The sequence below is a fragment of the Rhodanobacter aciditrophus genome (genome assembly GCF_050026795.1).
Taxonomy (GTDB): Bacteria; Pseudomonadota; Gammaproteobacteria; order Xanthomonadales; family Rhodanobacteraceae; genus Rhodanobacter_A.
The window spans coordinates 148,433-164,204 of the sequence record NZ_JALBWP010000012.1; the positions used below are offsets into that span (position 1 = coordinate 148,433).

10 protein-coding genes are annotated in these 15,772 nt (G+C 67.6%); 1 reads left to right on the top strand and 9 read right to left on the bottom strand.

The annotated features are described in order from the left end of the window. Positions 1 to 44: 44 nt before the first annotated feature. Positions 45 to 707 carry a response regulator gene (locus tag ACQGNW_RS13730; protein ID WP_426663777.1) on the bottom strand — a complete coding sequence of 221 codons (663 nt, stop codon included), beginning with the start codon at positions 705 to 707 and terminating at the stop codon, positions 45 to 47. A gap of 1 nt (position 708) precedes the next feature. Continuing rightward, positions 709 to 2,079: an ATP-binding protein gene (locus ACQGNW_RS13735; protein WP_426663778.1), complete on the bottom strand. Its 1,371-nt coding sequence runs from the start codon at positions 2,077 to 2,079 to the stop codon at positions 709 to 711. A 110-nt stretch (positions 2,080 to 2,189) separates the two neighbouring features. Here ACQGNW_RS13735 and ACQGNW_RS13740 point away from each other — a divergent pair, with 110 nt between their 5' ends. Further along, positions 2,190 to 2,522 (top strand): hypothetical protein, encoded by a 333-nt coding sequence (locus ACQGNW_RS13740; RefSeq protein WP_426663779.1) that lies wholly within the window; start codon positions 2,190 to 2,192, stop codon positions 2,520 to 2,522. Between the two features lie 259 nt (positions 2,523 to 2,781). On the opposite strand, the gene ACQGNW_RS13745 is transcribed toward ACQGNW_RS13740, so the two are convergent. The 7 genes from ACQGNW_RS13745 to ACQGNW_RS13775 all read right to left on the bottom strand — a co-directional run bounded on the left by ACQGNW_RS13745 (position 2,782) and on the right by ACQGNW_RS13775 (position 15,751). After that, the gene (locus ACQGNW_RS13745) at positions 2,782 to 3,627 is read right to left on the bottom strand and encodes a sulfotransferase family protein (protein WP_426663780.1); all 846 of its coding nucleotides are present in this window, start codon (positions 3,625 to 3,627) and stop codon (positions 2,782 to 2,784) included. A gap of 80 nt (positions 3,628 to 3,707) precedes the next feature. Beyond that, on the bottom strand, positions 3,708 to 4,715 hold the full coding sequence (locus ACQGNW_RS13750; RefSeq protein WP_426663781.1) for a LacI family DNA-binding transcriptional regulator: 1,008 nt from the start codon (positions 4,713 to 4,715) through the stop codon (positions 3,708 to 3,710). Positions 4,716 to 4,756: 41 nt separating this feature from the next. Further along, positions 4,757 to 7,453 (bottom strand): glycosyl hydrolase 2 galactose-binding domain-containing protein, encoded by a 2,697-nt coding sequence (locus ACQGNW_RS13755; RefSeq protein WP_426663782.1) that lies wholly within the window; start codon positions 7,451 to 7,453, stop codon positions 4,757 to 4,759. Positions 7,454 to 7,457: 4 nt separating this feature from the next. Beyond that, entirely contained in the window at positions 7,458 to 8,846 is a 1,389-nt protein-coding gene (locus ACQGNW_RS13760) for an APC family permease (protein ID WP_426663783.1), read from the bottom strand. Positions 8,847 to 9,007: 161 nt separating this feature from the next. Continuing rightward, positions 9,008 to 12,181: a TonB-dependent receptor gene (locus ACQGNW_RS13765; RefSeq protein ID WP_426663784.1), complete on the bottom strand. Its 3,174-nt coding sequence runs from the start codon at positions 12,179 to 12,181 to the stop codon at positions 9,008 to 9,010. Positions 12,182 to 12,374: 193 nt separating this feature from the next. Further along, positions 12,375 to 14,711 (bottom strand): beta-N-acetylhexosaminidase, encoded by a 2,337-nt coding sequence (locus ACQGNW_RS13770; RefSeq protein ID WP_426663785.1) that lies wholly within the window; start codon positions 14,709 to 14,711, stop codon positions 12,375 to 12,377. Further along, positions 14,708 to 15,751: a glucokinase gene (locus ACQGNW_RS13775; protein WP_426663786.1), complete on the bottom strand. Its 1,044-nt coding sequence runs from the start codon at positions 15,749 to 15,751 to the stop codon at positions 14,708 to 14,710. The genes ACQGNW_RS13770 and ACQGNW_RS13775 overlap by 4 nt, the downstream gene beginning before the upstream one ends. Between the last annotated feature and the right edge of the window lie 21 nt (positions 15,752 to 15,772).

Genomic DNA, 15,772 nt, shown 5'->3' on the forward strand with positions numbered 1-15,772 from the left:
TCGAGCGTGGAGCGCAAATGTGGAGAGATCGTGGGTGAAGCTGCTCAGGGCTCGACCCGGTAGCCCAGCCCGTACACCGACTGGATCAATTCCACCCCGGGCAGGCTCCCGGCCAGCTTGCGGCGCAGGTTCTTGATGTGGCTGTCGATGGCGCGGTCGCTTACGTCGAGATTCTCGCCGGCCGCCGCATCCAGCAGCTGGGCGCGGGAAAAGATCACTCCGGGCCGGCGCGCCATCGCCGCCAGCAGGTTGTACTCGGTGGCGGTGAGTGCCAACACGCGCCCCGCCACGCGCACGGTGCGCGTGGCCTCGTCGATCCGCACGCGCGGGGCATCGGCCGGGGACGGCCGCGCGCGGCGCAGCACGGCAGCGATTCGCGCCATCAGTTCGCGCGGGCTGTAAGGCTTGCACAGGTAATCGTCGGCGCCAGCCTCCAGGCCGAGCAGACGGTCGATCTCCTCCACCTTCGCGGTGGTCATGATGATCGGCACCTCGGAAAAGTCGCGCACCGCACGGCACAGCGACAATCCGTCCAGTCCAGGCAGCATCAGATCGAGCACGATCAACTCGGGCAGCGACGCGCGCAGATGGGCCAGCGCCTCGGCACCGTCGACGAAGCACCGTGGCTGATGGCCAGCGGCGATGATGTAGTCCATCACGATGGCCGAGAGGTCGGCCTCGTCCTCCACCAACACGATGGCCGCCATGTCACGCCTCCCGCGGCAAGGCAAGGGTGACCCGCAGGCCCCCCAGCGGGGAGTGGTCGAAGGTCAGCTCGCCGCCCTGCAGCTCCACCAGCTTGCGGCTCAATGCCAGCCCCAGGCCGGCACCGCCGTTCTCGCGACGGCGCGATGCGTCGGGGCGAAAAAGACGCTCGCCGAGCCTGCCCAACGTTTCGTCGGACACGCCCGGAGCGCTGTCGTCGAACACGATGCGGCAACGGTCTCCCGAGGCCACCATGGACAGGTTTGCGCGGCCGCCGGGCGCTGTGTGCCGCACGCTGTTCTCCATCAGGTTGGTCAGCACCTGGTGGAGGCGCTGCGCGTCGGCGCGGACGATCGCATGGATGGGCAGCGCCTCCGTCGTCATCGTCAGCCCCGCCGCCCCGAAGCGGGGTGCGAACCCGCCCCACGACGCGGCGACCATGGCCGTGGCGTCGACCCTCGCCAGCCGGATTACCAGTGCGCCGGCATCCCCCAGCGCGAGGGTCTGCAGGTCGTCGACCAGCCGCCCCAGCCCCGCCAGGTGCCGCCCCAGCAGCGCCAGGTGATCCGCCGTGGCAGGCCGCACGCCGTCCAGCATCGCCTCCACCTGCGCACGCATCACCGCCAGCGGCGTGCGCAATTCGTGCGAGGTGTCGGCCACCCACTGCCGACGCGCGTCCTCGGCCTGCTGCAGCCGTTCCGCCAGCGCGTTGAACGCCCGTGCGAGGTCCCCCAGCTCATCGCGGCGGCTGGCATCGACGCGCATGTCGAGCCGCCCTTCGCCCCAGGCCCGCGCGCCTCGCACCAGCACGCGCACGGGACGGCGCACCCGCTGCGCCAGGAGTAGCGAGGCCAGCGTGGCCAGCAGCAGGGCGAATCCCGCCAGCGCGGCGAGCCGCCCCTGCTGGCGGATCAGGAACGCCACCGCGAGCGCATCGTCGGTGTTGCGCGGACGAGCCACCACCAGCGTGCCGACCGCGCGCCCATCCACGACGATGGCGCGACTGACACGGTCGATCGACACCAGCGCGACCAGCAGGGGACTCGCCCGATAGCCGGCGATCAGCCTTCCATCCGCATCGACGAGCCCGGCGCGATCGGCCAGCAGTTCCGGCGATCCGGCTGCATCGCGAGTCGCTTCGTCCACCGCCGCCTGCCACATCCCGCGGCGCCGCGCCGGCGACGCGTCAGGGATGGCCCAGGAACCGGTATGGGGATACTCGGCGGCCAGGCGCTTCGCCAATCGATCCACGCGCAGACGCTCGGTGGCCACGCGGTCGCCGGAGGGCGGCCCCGAAAAGTTCCAGCGCACCAGAGCCAGCCCGGCAAGACCGGCCGCGATCATGGCCCCCAGCGCCAGCGCGAACAGGCGCACGCCGATCGATACCCTCACGCCGCGCTCCACTCATGCGGAAGAACGCACGCCAGCAGGCTGCTGGGAAACCTCCGCTTGCCGCTCCGCCCACAGGTACTCTCGATCACTGGTTGCTCGATCCGATGCGCAGCCCCGACGCCCGGCAGCATGGCATGTTTTCGCAGGTGTCGGCCAAGAGCGCATGCCGGCTCTGCGCGCTGCGGGTGCCGCTGGATGGCGGTCTTGATCATTTTGCCAACGCGAGGCGTACGCGCCGGTTTGACCGTCAGCAATCCGAGGATGACATCGTCACGGCCAGGCCGTCCGGTGCATGTCTGATCGCAACCGTCACCAAATGCCGCCACGCTTCGTTCCGGTTTCCGAGGCGCTGCCAGCCTCTCCCGGATTTCAGTCAAATGCCCGCAGGCGATCTTGCGCGCCACATCTCTGGCAAGAACCGATGAGTGCGCGAAATTCGGATTGGATCGCCGGCGGCTGCGATCGCAGGTCACTTCCGGGCGATCGAGCAGGTCTCGGCCATGGCGTCACTCAGGCACCTCCCGGGCTCGATCCCGGGCCAGCTTCATCCCGATGAAACCCCTTCATGGATGGCGGGACGAGCGGCGAGAAGGCCTGGATGCCGGCACCACGGTCCGCTTCCATCGCACGCCGGGTGTGGCGGGGTCGCACGCGGTCACCGCGAAGACATGCGCTTGGCGTGCGCTACACGATGGGTACCTGGTTGAGGTTGTTCTTCGGGTCCATCCAGAACGCCTCGTTCGCGAAGCGGCCGAAGATGTCGCGTGGCAAGACGGGCTGGCGTTCGACAGCCTCCACCTTGGGTCTGACGGAATGCAGGCCGGGCATGCCGACGCGGGCGTCGAACTCGTCGGCGTGGTATTCGATGCGGTCGAAGTCGTGTTCGAACCATGGTTCGCCGAGGAAGCGGTAGACCGCGCGCATCGCTGCCGCCGGGTCGCGCACAAGATTTTCGTAGGTGAGCAGCAACAGGTGGTCCCGCGCGTGCTGGCCGTAGAACGCGTCCTTGGTGGCCTGGTAGGCGAAGCCGACCATCCCGCGCGGGTCGGTCAGCGCCTCGATGCGCGAGTACACGGTGGTATTGGTATCGAAGCGGAACACCTTGCTGACGCTGAGTGGCTGTCGCTGCACCAGCCGCTCCATGCTGTCGAGCACCCAGGCGAGCTGGCGCACGCAGGCGATCACCTTCACGCCGGGGAACAACGTGTCCAGCAACTGCATCCGGCTGCACCACAGGCGGCTGGTGTCAAACACCGCGTCGGCGCCTACCTGCACCGAGTAGAAGTTCTCGACCAGCCCGCGCAGCATCGCGACGCGTTGTTCGTCGGAGACGTCGAATGAGAAATCGTTCTTGCTGCTCGCCTCCGCCATCACCACGCCCATGATGTCGGCGAGCGGGCTGGTCATGCCGGCGCGGAAGCGCGGGTTCTGGTTGAGGATGGCGGCCAGCAGCGTGCTGCCCGAGCGCGGCAGCCCGGAAATGAAGTGGAATTTCCGTGGCGGTTGGGCGGTGTCGGCTGCGATGGGCATGCGGGTGCTCTCCTGTCGATCAATGCGATGGGCCGCGGAATGGCTTCGCGCCCGGGCGTTCCGGATGGTACGCGGCCCGCTCAGGGCGGGGGCGCGGTCGACGCGCGTATGCGCATTTCGTAGCCGACCTCGACCATGCGGGCGTCGCCCTTGTCCTGCACGCGCAGCAGCAGCTCCTCGGTGGCGCGCCGGCCCATCTCGCGCACGGGCTGGTGCACGGTGGTCAAGGGCGGCCATACCTGCGTGGCGATGTTGGTGTCGTCGAAGCCACAGATGGAGATTTCGCCGGGTACCTGCATGCCGGCTTCCGCGGCGGCCCAGATCGCACCGATGGCCATGTCGTCGTCGGCCGCGAAGATGGCGGTGGGGCGTTGCCGCAGCGCCAGCAACTGGCGCGTGGCCGCCACGCCCGACTCGAAGGAAAAGCGGCCCTGCACCATGTACGCGGGATTTTCCCGAAGCCCCGCGCGCTTCATGCCGTCGCGGAATCCGGCAAGGCGCCAGACGCCGCCGCCGTGCTTGGGGTCGCCGATGATGTGGGCGATGCGGCGGTGGCCCAGCGAGGCCAGGTACTCCACCATCGCCGCGGCGGCTTCGCGCTCGCGCAGTATCACGCCGATGCAGTCCTTGGAGTGGAGCGGGGCGATGGAGGCGAACGGCAGGCCGCTCTTGCGCAGCAGCTGCAGCAACTGCGGGTGGTCGGTGATCGGCGGGGTGAGGATCAGCCCGTCGGGGCGGTGCCGCGACAGGATGTCCTCGACGCGCTCGGCGAGATCCGGCGCCGCCGAAACCAGTGGTTGCACCATCATGCTGTAGTGCTGCGCTTCGCACGCCGCCAGCACGCCGGCCTGTACTTCCATGATGTAGCTGGGCGACAGGTTGTCGTACAGCAGGCCGATCATGAAGGAACGGTTGGTCGCCAGGCTGCGTGCCGAGGTGAGCGGGCGGTAGTTGAGCTCCGCCATTGCCGCCAGCACGCGGTCGCGCACCGCGTCGCGCACGTTCGGCTCGCTGTTGAGCACCCGCGAAACGGTCTTTTTCGAGGTGCCCGAGGCGCGGGCGACGTCGTTGATGGTCACGCGTGTCATGGCTGCCGGCCCGGATTCAACGATGCGCTCCTCGTGTCGCGTCATTCGGATGGTTCGACCCCGGCCGGGACGCTCCGGGTCGGAACGTTCCAGCCGCCCACTTCGACCATGGGTGTCGCGGCCCCCTGCGCGGCATAGCGCGCGGTCAGCACCATCGACTCGCCGGGCCACAGCGTGACGTCATTGTCGCTCCAGCGGATCGGCAGCGCGAGGGCGCCGTGCGCACCCAGCCTGATCGATGCATGCTGGAACAGGGCCACCGCCCGGGAGGAGGCCGGCACCGACAGCGTGACGGTGGTGACGTCCTCGTTGCCCTCGCGCCGCGTCGTCGCCTGCACCGCGCACGTCGCCGCGGGCAGTGTGCGCAGCCCCGTCAGGTCCGCGTACCGCGTCAGCGGCGTGAGGTACCAGTTCGAGTGCCTCCAGTCGAGCACGTCGGCCTGGGTGGACAGCCAGTAGACGTTGCGGCTCACCGGCTTACCGTCGGCGCCGGCGAGTTCGAGTTCGACGAAATAGGTGCGCGACAGACCGGCGATGGCGGGCAGCGTCTCCAACTGCCGCGTGCGGTTGCCGGCGAGGGTGATGTCCCGCACGCGCTGCTCGTAGCGCACGCTGCCGTCCAGGTTGCGCACGCGGATGCGCGCCTGCAACCCGTGCACGCCGGCCAGCGTGTGGTTCACCAGCATGATCGCCCCGGTGTCGTACGCATACTGGATGTGCAGCGGCTCGTTGGCCTTCTTCGCGCCGAAGTAGGCACCGGCCGGGTTCAGGTAGTAGTCGTACAGGTGCCAGTGCAGCGAGGGCCAGGCGTTGTTGAGCATCCAGTAGATCACGCCGGTGGACGGGTTGGCCGCGTCCATGTGCGCGTTGAACGCCTCGAACTGCGCGCGCACGTTGTCGTAGTTGTCGAGCTGGGCCTTGGCGACGTAGTCGGCGAGGCTGGTGGGCGCCCCGTAACGATGGGCGAGCGCGTCATCGAACGGCGTCAGCACCGCGAACGGCGACCAGTCCGCGGAGGCGTGGTACTGGCGCAGCCTGGGGTACTTCCACAGCGCCTCCTGCTCCTGTGGCGACAGCATGCGCTCGAGATCCTCCGGCCGCGGGATGGTGGCGCCCGCGCTGACCTCGGAGTCGAAGCCGAACGCACCGCCCAGCTTGTCGGCGTACCAGTACGAGGGCGGGATCCAGTCGTAGGGACCGGCCATCTTCATGCCGGAAGGCCCGGTCTCGGCAGTGCCCTGGGGCGTGGCCGCCGCGATGATGGGCAGCGGCCAGTCCGCCGCGTGCAAGGTGTCCACGTACATCTTCGCGATGGCGGGCGGAGGCGCGTTGTCGCTGCCGATCAGGAAGCCGATCACCGAGGGATGGTTGCGCAGCAGCCGCGCCTCGCTGGCCATGGATTCCGCGGCCACCTTCTCGTCGGCGGCACTCCACGGCGCGCCGCCGGTCCTGGCGGCCGATTCCCATTTGTCGCAGCACTCCCAGCCGGCCAGGATCATGATGCCGTCGCGGTCGGCGAGGTCGTAGAAGCGCCGGTCCTCCAGCTTGCCTTCGCTGCGGATGGCGTTGAGGCCGAGGTTGCGCACGTAGTCGAACTCGGCCTGCATGCGCGCGGGGTCGTGGCGCAGGAACATGTCCGGCGCCCAGCCCGCACCGCGGATGAGCACCGGCTTGCCGTTGACGAAGAACCGGCGGTAGCCCTGCCGGGTAAGGCTGGAACTGACGCTGCGTATGCCGAAGGTGGCGCCGGTCTTGTCGGACACTGTGCCGTCGACCGTGGCCGTCAGGTCGAGCCGGTACAGCGGATGGTCGCCCATGCCGATCGGCCACCAGATCTTCGGGTGATCCAGCGCGAGGCCGGGCGTGGTCTTCGGCGAGAACGCGACTACCTGCACCTGTCCCGGTGCGAGGTGGATGGTTTGTTGCAGGGAGACGCCGGCCACCGTGCCGGTGATCGTCGCATCATGCGCCACCGTGTCGAGGTTCTTCGCCTCCACCTTCACGCTCAGGTCGGCGTGCGCAAGATCGGGCAGCGACAGCGACGGGATCGCCTGCGGCCAGCGCAGCTCGACCGGGCCGCTCCGCACGATGTCCACGCCGCGCCACGGGCCCATGTTGTTGTCCGGCGGCGTGGGGTTCCAGTCCACCCAGCTCGTCGTCAGCGCCACCCGCGGGTCGGCCGGGTGCACGTCCAGCGCGAGGGTGTTGGCGCCTGCGTGCACCCACCGCGTCACGTCGATTTCGTGCACCGGGTAGGCGCCGGCGCTGTCGGCGACGCGGTGCCCGTTCAACCACACGTCGGCGCTGGCGATGATGCCGTTGGTGCGCAGCAGGGTGTGCAGGCCTCTCGCGCCGGCCGGCAACACGAACTCGCTGCGATACCACCACGGCGTGACGAACAGGTTGCCGCTGGAGTCCGGCACCTGCACCGCACGCAGGTTGTCGCTGTGGAACACGTCCTTGTACGTGCCGTTTTCCAGCAGTCCGGCCATCACGGTGGCGCGGCCGCTGACCGGGTACCAGCCCCGGGTGGCGTAGCCGGCGGCGGAGATGTCCGCGCCGCTTTGCTGCGCCTTGGCGCTGTCCTGGATCAGCCAGTGGCCGATGGCGGTGGTGGTGCCGGCCTCGCCGGCCACCTGGGTGGCGGCGTAGTTCGCCTGCGCCTGCGCCTGCGCGAGCGGCGTGGCGAGCGTCAACGCCAGCAGCGTGGAACGGGCGTGTCGGATTCGTAGGCGCATGGCGTCAAGGTTCCCCGAGGTAGGCTTCGCGTATTTCCACCGGCGCGAACGGCCACGAGCGGTTGGCCCTGGCCCAGATCGCGAATACCACGATGCCGGCGAGTATCCACAGGCCGGACAGGATCAGCGACGCGGTGGAGGCGGAGACGTAGACGTAGATCCAGCCCAGCAGCGCGATGACGCACGGCACCGGGTAGAGCCACTGTTTGTACGGACGCGCCAGCCCGGGCTGGCGCCGGCGCAGCACCACCAGCGCGGCGATCTGCGCCACCGACTGCACGATGATGGTCGCGGCCAGCAGCATGTTGATGACCTCGCCGAGGTCGAAGAAGGTGCCGATGGCGGTGACCACGCCCATCGTCAGCAGCGCGACGTGCGGGAAGCCGTGCTTCGCATGCAGGCGACCGAACACCGACAGGAACACCTTCTCGTGCGCCGCCTGGAACGGCACGCGTGAGCCGCCCAGCAGGCCGGTGAACACCGAGGCGAACGCGGTCACGATGATCAGCACCGTCATCACTGCCGCGGCCAGGTGTCCCCAGCTCTGCTCCACCACCAGCGAAGCCACGGATTTCGATTGGGCGATTTCCTGCCACGGCGCCACGCCGAGCACGCTGATGTTGAGCACGAGGTAGACCACCATCATCGCGATCACCGAGACGATGATGGAGCCGGGCATGGTGCGGCCCGGATCGCGCAGCTCGTCGCCGATGTAGGCGGTGGTGTTGTAGCCGAGGTAGTCGTAGATGCCGATGACCAGTCCGGCGCCCAGGCCCATGAAGAAGCGGCTGCCGAACGCGCCGGGCGGGTAGGCGAAGGCGTAATCCGCATGGAAGTGCGAGAAGCCCGCCGCCGCCACGCCGACCACGGAGACCAGCATGATGATCCACAGCGCGATGGTGATCGCGCGCACCGACTCGATGCGCCGGTACAGCATCCAGGTGACGAGGGCGGTGGCCGCCAGGCTCATCAGGTGCACCGCCCACCAGCCCAGGCCGGGGAAGAAGAACTGCAGGTACTCCACCATGCCGATGATGCCGGTGGACATCAGCAGGGGAATCGCCAGCAGCATCGTCCAGATGAACAGGAACGGCATCAGCTTGCCGCTGCGGTACTGGAATGCTTCGCGCAGGTAGACATAGGTACCGCCGGAGCCAGGCATCGCCGCGCCCAGCTCGGCCCAGACCAGGCCGTCGGCCATCGCCAGGATGGCGCCGGCGATCCAGCCCACGACCGCCTGCGGCCCGCCCATCGCGGCAACCATGATGGGGATGGTGATGAACGGCCCGATGCCGCACATCTGCGTCATGTTGATCGCGGTGCCCGAGAACAGGCCGATGGAGCGGTGGAAACCGCCGTCGCGGACGGGCTGGGGCGTGCTGGAGTCCTGCATGGTGGCCTTGTCGTTGTGTGTCTCGGACGGGGGCGGGCAGAACCGCCCCGCAAGGCGGTCCGTCGCGTTGAAGCGCTTGGCGAGGCGTCACTCCCGCTTGCAGGCATCCTGCGGGAATGACGCCGTCGCCTGGCCCGGTGCGGTGAGGGGAGCCGCTCCGCTCACCACTGCCCGCGTATGCCAAACATGAACATGCGCTCGGAGAAATTCGAGTGCGCGGGCTGGTCAGGCCACACGAGGTAGTACCGCTGGTACTCGTTGGTGAGGTTGGTGCCGTCGAGGAAGATCTCGGCGTACTTGTTGAGCTTGTACGAAACCGAGGCGTCGAGGTACTTCTGCGGTGCCTCGTACATCTCCATGCCGGTGATGCCGCCCACGCTGTCCATCACCGCGCGCCGCGAGCGGTAGTTGTACGCGACGCGGGCCTGGAAGTGGTCGTCCTGGTACCACAGGATCAGGTTGCCGGACTTGGTGGAGTTGTCCTGGAACGGAATCTTGTGTCCGGCCAGATCCTTTTCGCCGGAGTTGCTCGGCGCGTAGGTGGCGTTCACCTCCATGCCCGTCTTGGACAGGATGCCAGGCAGGAAGGTGAAGCCCTGGCGGTAGTCGAATTCGGCGCCGTGGATGCTGTTGCCGGTGCCCTGCACCGGTTCGGTGATCACGATGCAGTGGTTGCGCACCACGCCATCCTCGTCGGGCAGGGTGCAGTTGGTCACGCTGCCGTTCTTGATGAAGCTCTGCATGTTGATGCGGAACAGCGCGAGGCTGAGCATGCTGGTGGGGTTGATGTAGTACTCGAGCGATGCGCCGTAGTTGGTGGAGCGCCACGGATTGAGGTTCGGGTTGCCGTTCGACTGCCCGTCCGCGACACGGAAGATCGGTCCCTGCGGCGTCTCCATCAGCGAGTAGTCAAGTTGCAGGCCGCCGCCCCAGGTGCTTAGGTCCAGCGGCATCATGTTCTTCGAATACGCCAGGCGGAACTTCAGGCTGTCGGTGATATCCAGCGCGAAGTTGGCGGACGGCAGCGCGTCACGGTAGCTGCGTTTGGTGACGGCGGTACCGACGTCGGCGGGTTCGTCGCCGTAGGAGCCCGGCGCGCCGCTCAGGTGCTGGGTCACGTCCAGGTTGGTGCGGATCACGCGCACGCCGACGTTGCCGCTGTAGGGCATGTCGCCCAGCGTGCCGTTGAAGTCGCCCTGCAGGTAGCCGGTCAGTTCCTTCAGCCCCACGCCCCAGGTGGTGCCGGGCTCACCCACCTCGACGGTGCCCGGATAGAGCGATTTCCAGTACGACACCGGGTTGATCATGGCGGACGGATTGATCGCCCAGAAATCGATGCCCGAGCCGAGCAGGTTGGTGTATTTCTGCCAGTTGCCCGACAGCGGTGCCGGCGTCTTCGGCATGGAGATGGCGGAGATCGGACCGGCGCGGAAGGCGCCCTGGCTGTTGCCGGCGGTGCACGAACCGCTGTCCATCACCACGTCGGCGCCCACGTAGCGCACCAGGCATCCGTTCGGATCGCTGGCGCCCATGCCGGCATACACCGGGGTTTCCAGCGTCCAGCCGATGTTGTCGGCGCTGCGGATGCTGTTGCGCACGCCGAATTCGAGCTTGAAGCCGTCCTCGAAGTCGTACTTGCCGTCGAAGCGCAGCGCGTTGAGGTCCACCTGGCGGTCGTAGTCGCCGGAGGATTCCAGCGTCTTCATCGTCCAGCCGGCGGGATTGGCGAAATCGGCAGCCAGCGAGGCGGGCATGCTGATGGTGAGGTAGCGGCCGCCGAAGTTCGCGATGATCGGCACCGTGTTCTGTGGCACGCCGTTCGGGTTGAACACACGGTTGCCGCCGAGCTGCGACGGGAAGACCATGGTGCCGGGCGGAACGGCGGAGGCGCTGCCATCCACCATCGCGTTGGGCCACAACGCACCGTCGGAGTCGGAGATGTTGACGTCGGTTTCCACGTTCGACTGGAACGCCGTGTCGTGGACGCCGCGGACGCTGGCCGTGAACGCGCCGCCGTTGTCGTAGTCGAGCTGCAGGTTGAAGTTCTTCGCGTTGGAACTCTTTTGCGTGATCTGCGAGAACGACTCCACGTCGCCCGGCCACTTCTGGTACACCTGCGTGGTGTAGAACTGCGAACCCTGCCAGCCCGGCTCGGGCGTGCCGTAGGAGCCGAGCGCCGGGCTGCCGGTGTTGCGCGACTGTAGCGGTATGTAGGTCGCGCCCTGCCAGTTGGTGGAGTTGAACTGGATGCCGACGTTGCGATCCCATTCGCGCTGCTGCGAATAGAAGTAGTCGCTGGTCAGGCTGAAGCCGTTGCCGAGATCCATCTGGAACGAGGCGTTGCCGGACTTGCGCTTGCGCTGGGTGGTGGTGTCGTAGAGGCCGAAATTCTGGCTGCCCATGAATACGCCGTTGGATTTGCCGTCGCCGTTGACGTCCACGCTGCCGTCGGCGTTCTGCACGATCTGCGGCGGGATCGGCGCGCCGTTCCAGCCGGAGAGGAAGCCGTAGTAGCCGCCCGCGCTCGCGGCGTTCTCGCCGTTGAGCACCACGCCGTACTGGTCCAGGCCCTCGGTGGCGTTCATGCGCGTGGTGTTGGAGAAATCGGCGGACACCAGCAGGCCCCACTTGCCGTCGTCGTTGTACGAGACCAGGCCGTTGGCCTCAGGCCCCCATCGGCGGGTGCTGCTGCCGCGTTCGCCGTTGGCGGAGTAACTGTAGGTGAAGCCGCTGGGCAGATCCCAGGGGCGGTAGGTGTGCAGGTCGATGGCGCCGCTGATGCCACTGTCGGTCTCATTGGCGGTGGACGACTTGACCACGTCCACGCCGTGGAACAGCGTCGACGGCAGCATGGTGAAGTCGGGTTGCTGCGAGTCGATCTGATCCGCCGTGATGAACACCTCGCCGTTCAGCATGGTGCCGACCTGCGGCAGGCCGCGCACATCCACCGAGGTGCCCACGCCGGCGTCGCGGTTGATCTGCACGCCGGTGACGCGCTGCAGCGAGTCGGTGATGGTCACGTCGGGCAGGGCGCCGATGTTTTCCGCCGTGATGCTGTCCTGGATGTTCGGCGCCTCGCGCTTGATGTCGATGGCGCGCATCTGCGACGCGCGCACGCCGGAGACGTTCACCGTGGCCAGCGTAACCGCGTCCTTGGCGGCGGCGCTTTTGTCCTTGGCGCTGGCCTTCTTGGTGCCGGGCGCCTGGGCCTGCGTTGCCTGGCTGTCCGTTTGGGTGGTCGCGAAAGGCGACGCCGCGGCCGATGTCGATACAGCGGCGAGCAGCGAGACGGTGATGGCAAACGACAATGGATGCTTGCGGTATACGGTGGACATGGGTCTTGACCTCGTAGTTGGTGCCTGGCGATCCTCGGGTGCTCCGCGATATTTCTTCGAATGCGTATGGCTGGACGGCGGTTTCCGCATGGCGTGCGGCCGCGATGCGATTGCCGGTTCCCGGGCCATGGCCACGCAGGCCACGGCCTTCCTTCTTGCTGCCTTCTTGCGGGATGCGCATCCTGCGTACCGCCTATTTCGAAAACGTCATTCGTTCCAGCGCCCACTGGCCATCGCGTGGATCGCCGGTGGCAAAGATGCACAGGTCGTGGATGCCGCCTCCCGCCGGCACCACGAGATTCGCCGCGAGAGGTATTTGCCCCGTTGCCTGCGCCGCGTACCGCAGCGGCAAGCTGGCAAGCAAAGGCCCCGCGCAGGAGTCGGCGTGGATCTCGAACGCGCCGGCCGCGCTGGCTCGGCGGCGCACGACCGCATCCTTCGCCTCGTCGCCGAAGCGCCATGCGATGCGCTCGACGATCAGCGCGACGTGCCTGAGGCCGGTCAGCGAAGCCTGCGGCCACAGCCAGCACGCGTTGCCGATATCCACCGAGTAGACCGGTCCCGCCCCCTGTGCGGCGCGACCTCCTTCCAATCGCGAAGCCGGCTGTCCGGAGCAAGTCGCAAGCGCGCTGCTGTCGCGACCAAGCAGCGTCGCTTCATCGAGCACCTGCGCCCGCGGCAAGGCGAGTTCGGAACCATCCGCCGCGAACGTCGCGGCTTGCAGGATCGTCTTGCCCCGCAGTGTGAGCGGCTGGGAGTACTGCGCAGAGTGCCTGCTCGGGCTGGAACCGTCCGTGGTGTATCGAATCGTGCCGAACCCCGCCTGGTTGGACAGCTCGACCTGGAACATGCCGTTCGCTGCTGCTGTCGCATGGAAGGCGGGCGCGAATGCGCTGTCGGCATAGGCGATGCCGAGTGCGCGCCAGCGCGCCAGTTCGGCGGGCAGACGCTGCAGGAAACCGTTCCAGTCACGTGCGCCGGCCGGCGACCAGCCGAGTTCCGCAAGCGCCGCGAGGCGTGGAAACACCGCGTGCTGGTCGTGGGCGAACGTCGGCATCTGCTCGGTCCAGAGACCGGCCTGTACACCGAGGATGTGGCGGGCTTCGCCGGCAGTTGTGCCGTCCGGAATGACCGCCGTGTCGTAGACCTGCCGTAGCGTTGTCGCGGGCGCCGGACCCGCCCATTCGTCGGGCAGGGCGGACTGATAGTGGTCGAAATACAGCGATTCCTGTGGTGTCATCACCACGTCATGGCCCTGCCTGATTGCCTCCAGCGCCACGCGTTCGTGATCGTCGCCGTGCCACGACATCACCACTTGCGGGGTCGGCAGTGTCGCGCCGGCGACCAGTTCGTCGTCCCAACCCACCGGCGTGCGTCCGTGTTCGATGAGGTGCGCGGCGACCTGTTGGGTGAACCAGCTTTGCAGCTGGTCCATGTTCGCCAGACCGAGCCTGCGCATCTGCGCACGCACTTTGGGCGACGCGTTCCACTGCTGCTTGTCGGCTTCGTCGCCGCCAATCGATACGTAGCGCGAAGGAAACAGCTGCATCACCTCATCGAGTACGTTGTCGACGAAGCGCAATGTCTTTTCATCCGGGTTGAGCAGCCACGGACTGACGCCCCAGTCGATCCACACGGATGGGCGCTGATCGGTGACGCCCAGCCACGGATACGCGGCGATGGCGGCCTGCGAATGGCCCGGCAGGTCGATTTCCGGCACCACGTCCACATAACGCTCGGAGGCGTAGCGCACGATGCCGCGTACCTCGGCCTCGGTGTAGAAGCCGCAGTAGGGCGTACCGGGGGAACCGGTCAGTTCCTTGTCCAGGCCCGCTGCCCTGCGGCATGCACCGACTTTCGTGAGTTCAGGATACCGGGGGATCTCCAGCCGCCAGCCTTGGTCATCGGTCACGTGCCACAGCAGCACATTGAGCTTGCTGAGCGACATCCAGTCGATCAACTTCTTGATGTCGGCCACGCTCTGGTAGTGCCGCCCGGAATCGAGCAGCAGTGCACGCCATGCGAAGCGCGGGTGATCATCGATAACGCCCACGGCCACTTCGGCTGGAGTGCCACGCGTCCAGCCCGGCGAGGTCAGCAGTTGCCATAGCGTGACGCTGCCGTAGAACGCACCACGCGGCGTGCGCGAGGTGATCTGGATGCCGTGGGCGCCCACTACGATGCGATAGGCGGCGGCATCCGCCATATCGGCGCGCGGGTCGACATTGAACGTGATCGCGGCGCGCGTAGTGCCCGCGGGCGCCATGTGCAGGTGCAATCCGCGGGTGTCGGCCAGCAACTGCAGCAAATGCTGCGCGATGGGCTGCATCTGCGCGGGATCGATGCCACGTACCGCGACCTCGGCGCCGTCTGCAACGGCGAACGCGCCTGATGAGGCCAAGCGCATTTGCGCGGGCCGCGGTATCAGCGACCACGCGGGCAGGGCAGGCGTGGCGGGGGCCGCGCCGCTTGCCGCCAGCCATGCGATGGCCAGGCACCGGCAAGACCGCGCTGGCGCGACGCGCTTCATGCGGCCAGTCCGCCTTCCACGGCCTTGCCTGACAGGCCGCGCCGGAGATACCACTTCGCCGCTCCCAGCACGCCGTGGCGGCCGTGTTCCGTCACCCACACCGGTACCTGCGACAGCAGGGCGCGCGCGCTGCGCCCATGCACAAAGCGTGCTTCGAAGGCGCTGTGCTTGAGCAGCGCGTGCATCGACGACAGGAAACCTCCAGCCAGGTACACGCCGCCCGTTGCCATGAAGGCCATCGCGAGATTGCCGGCGAGGCTGCCCAACGATGCACAGAAGATTTCCACCCCCTCGACGGCGCGCACGTCGCTGCATGCGGCGGCAGCGGCGGTGACGGCTTCGGGACTCGCCAATCTCGGCGTTTCCCCGTGTAGCGCACACAGGGTTCTGTACACGGTCAGCAGCCCGGGACCCGAGACGATGCCCTCGGATTCCATGGAGTCGCCATCTGGTGCCAGATGCGCGAGGATCTCGCGCTCGCGGGCCGAACCTGGCGCAAAGTCCATCTGGCCGGCTTCCGTGGTTAGCACGAAGCCGCCCGCGGACCCGGGCACGTGTACCGCCGCGCCAAGGCCGGTGCCCGGACCGATCACCAGGGTCGGGCCGTCGCCATGCGCCGCCGGCCCGCATAGGTGGTGGGCATCGCGGGCAAGCTCACCGTCGAGTGCGTAGCCCAGCGCCTCGAAGTCATTGAGTACGGCGACATCGTCCAGCGCCAATGCCTGACGCAATGACGACAGGCGGATGGGCCAGGCGAGGTTGTCGTTCACGACTTCGTCGCCCAACAGCTGGCCGGCACACGCCAGCACGCAGTGGCGTACCGGTACGTTGACGTCGGCGTCGACGAAGGCCCGCAGCAGCTCCGAGACCCCGGGAAATTCCGCGCACGCGAACTTGCGGTAGGCAAGCGTCTCGACTCCGTGGTGCTCGTCGCGTGTGTCCCGCACCAGCGCAACACGGGCGTGCGTGCCACCTATGTCGGCAGCCAGAAACAGCGGCGTCGAAATCCCCGCCAGTCGATCTGGATGGTCGATAGCCATGTCCAGCGCGCTCCCCCGCAA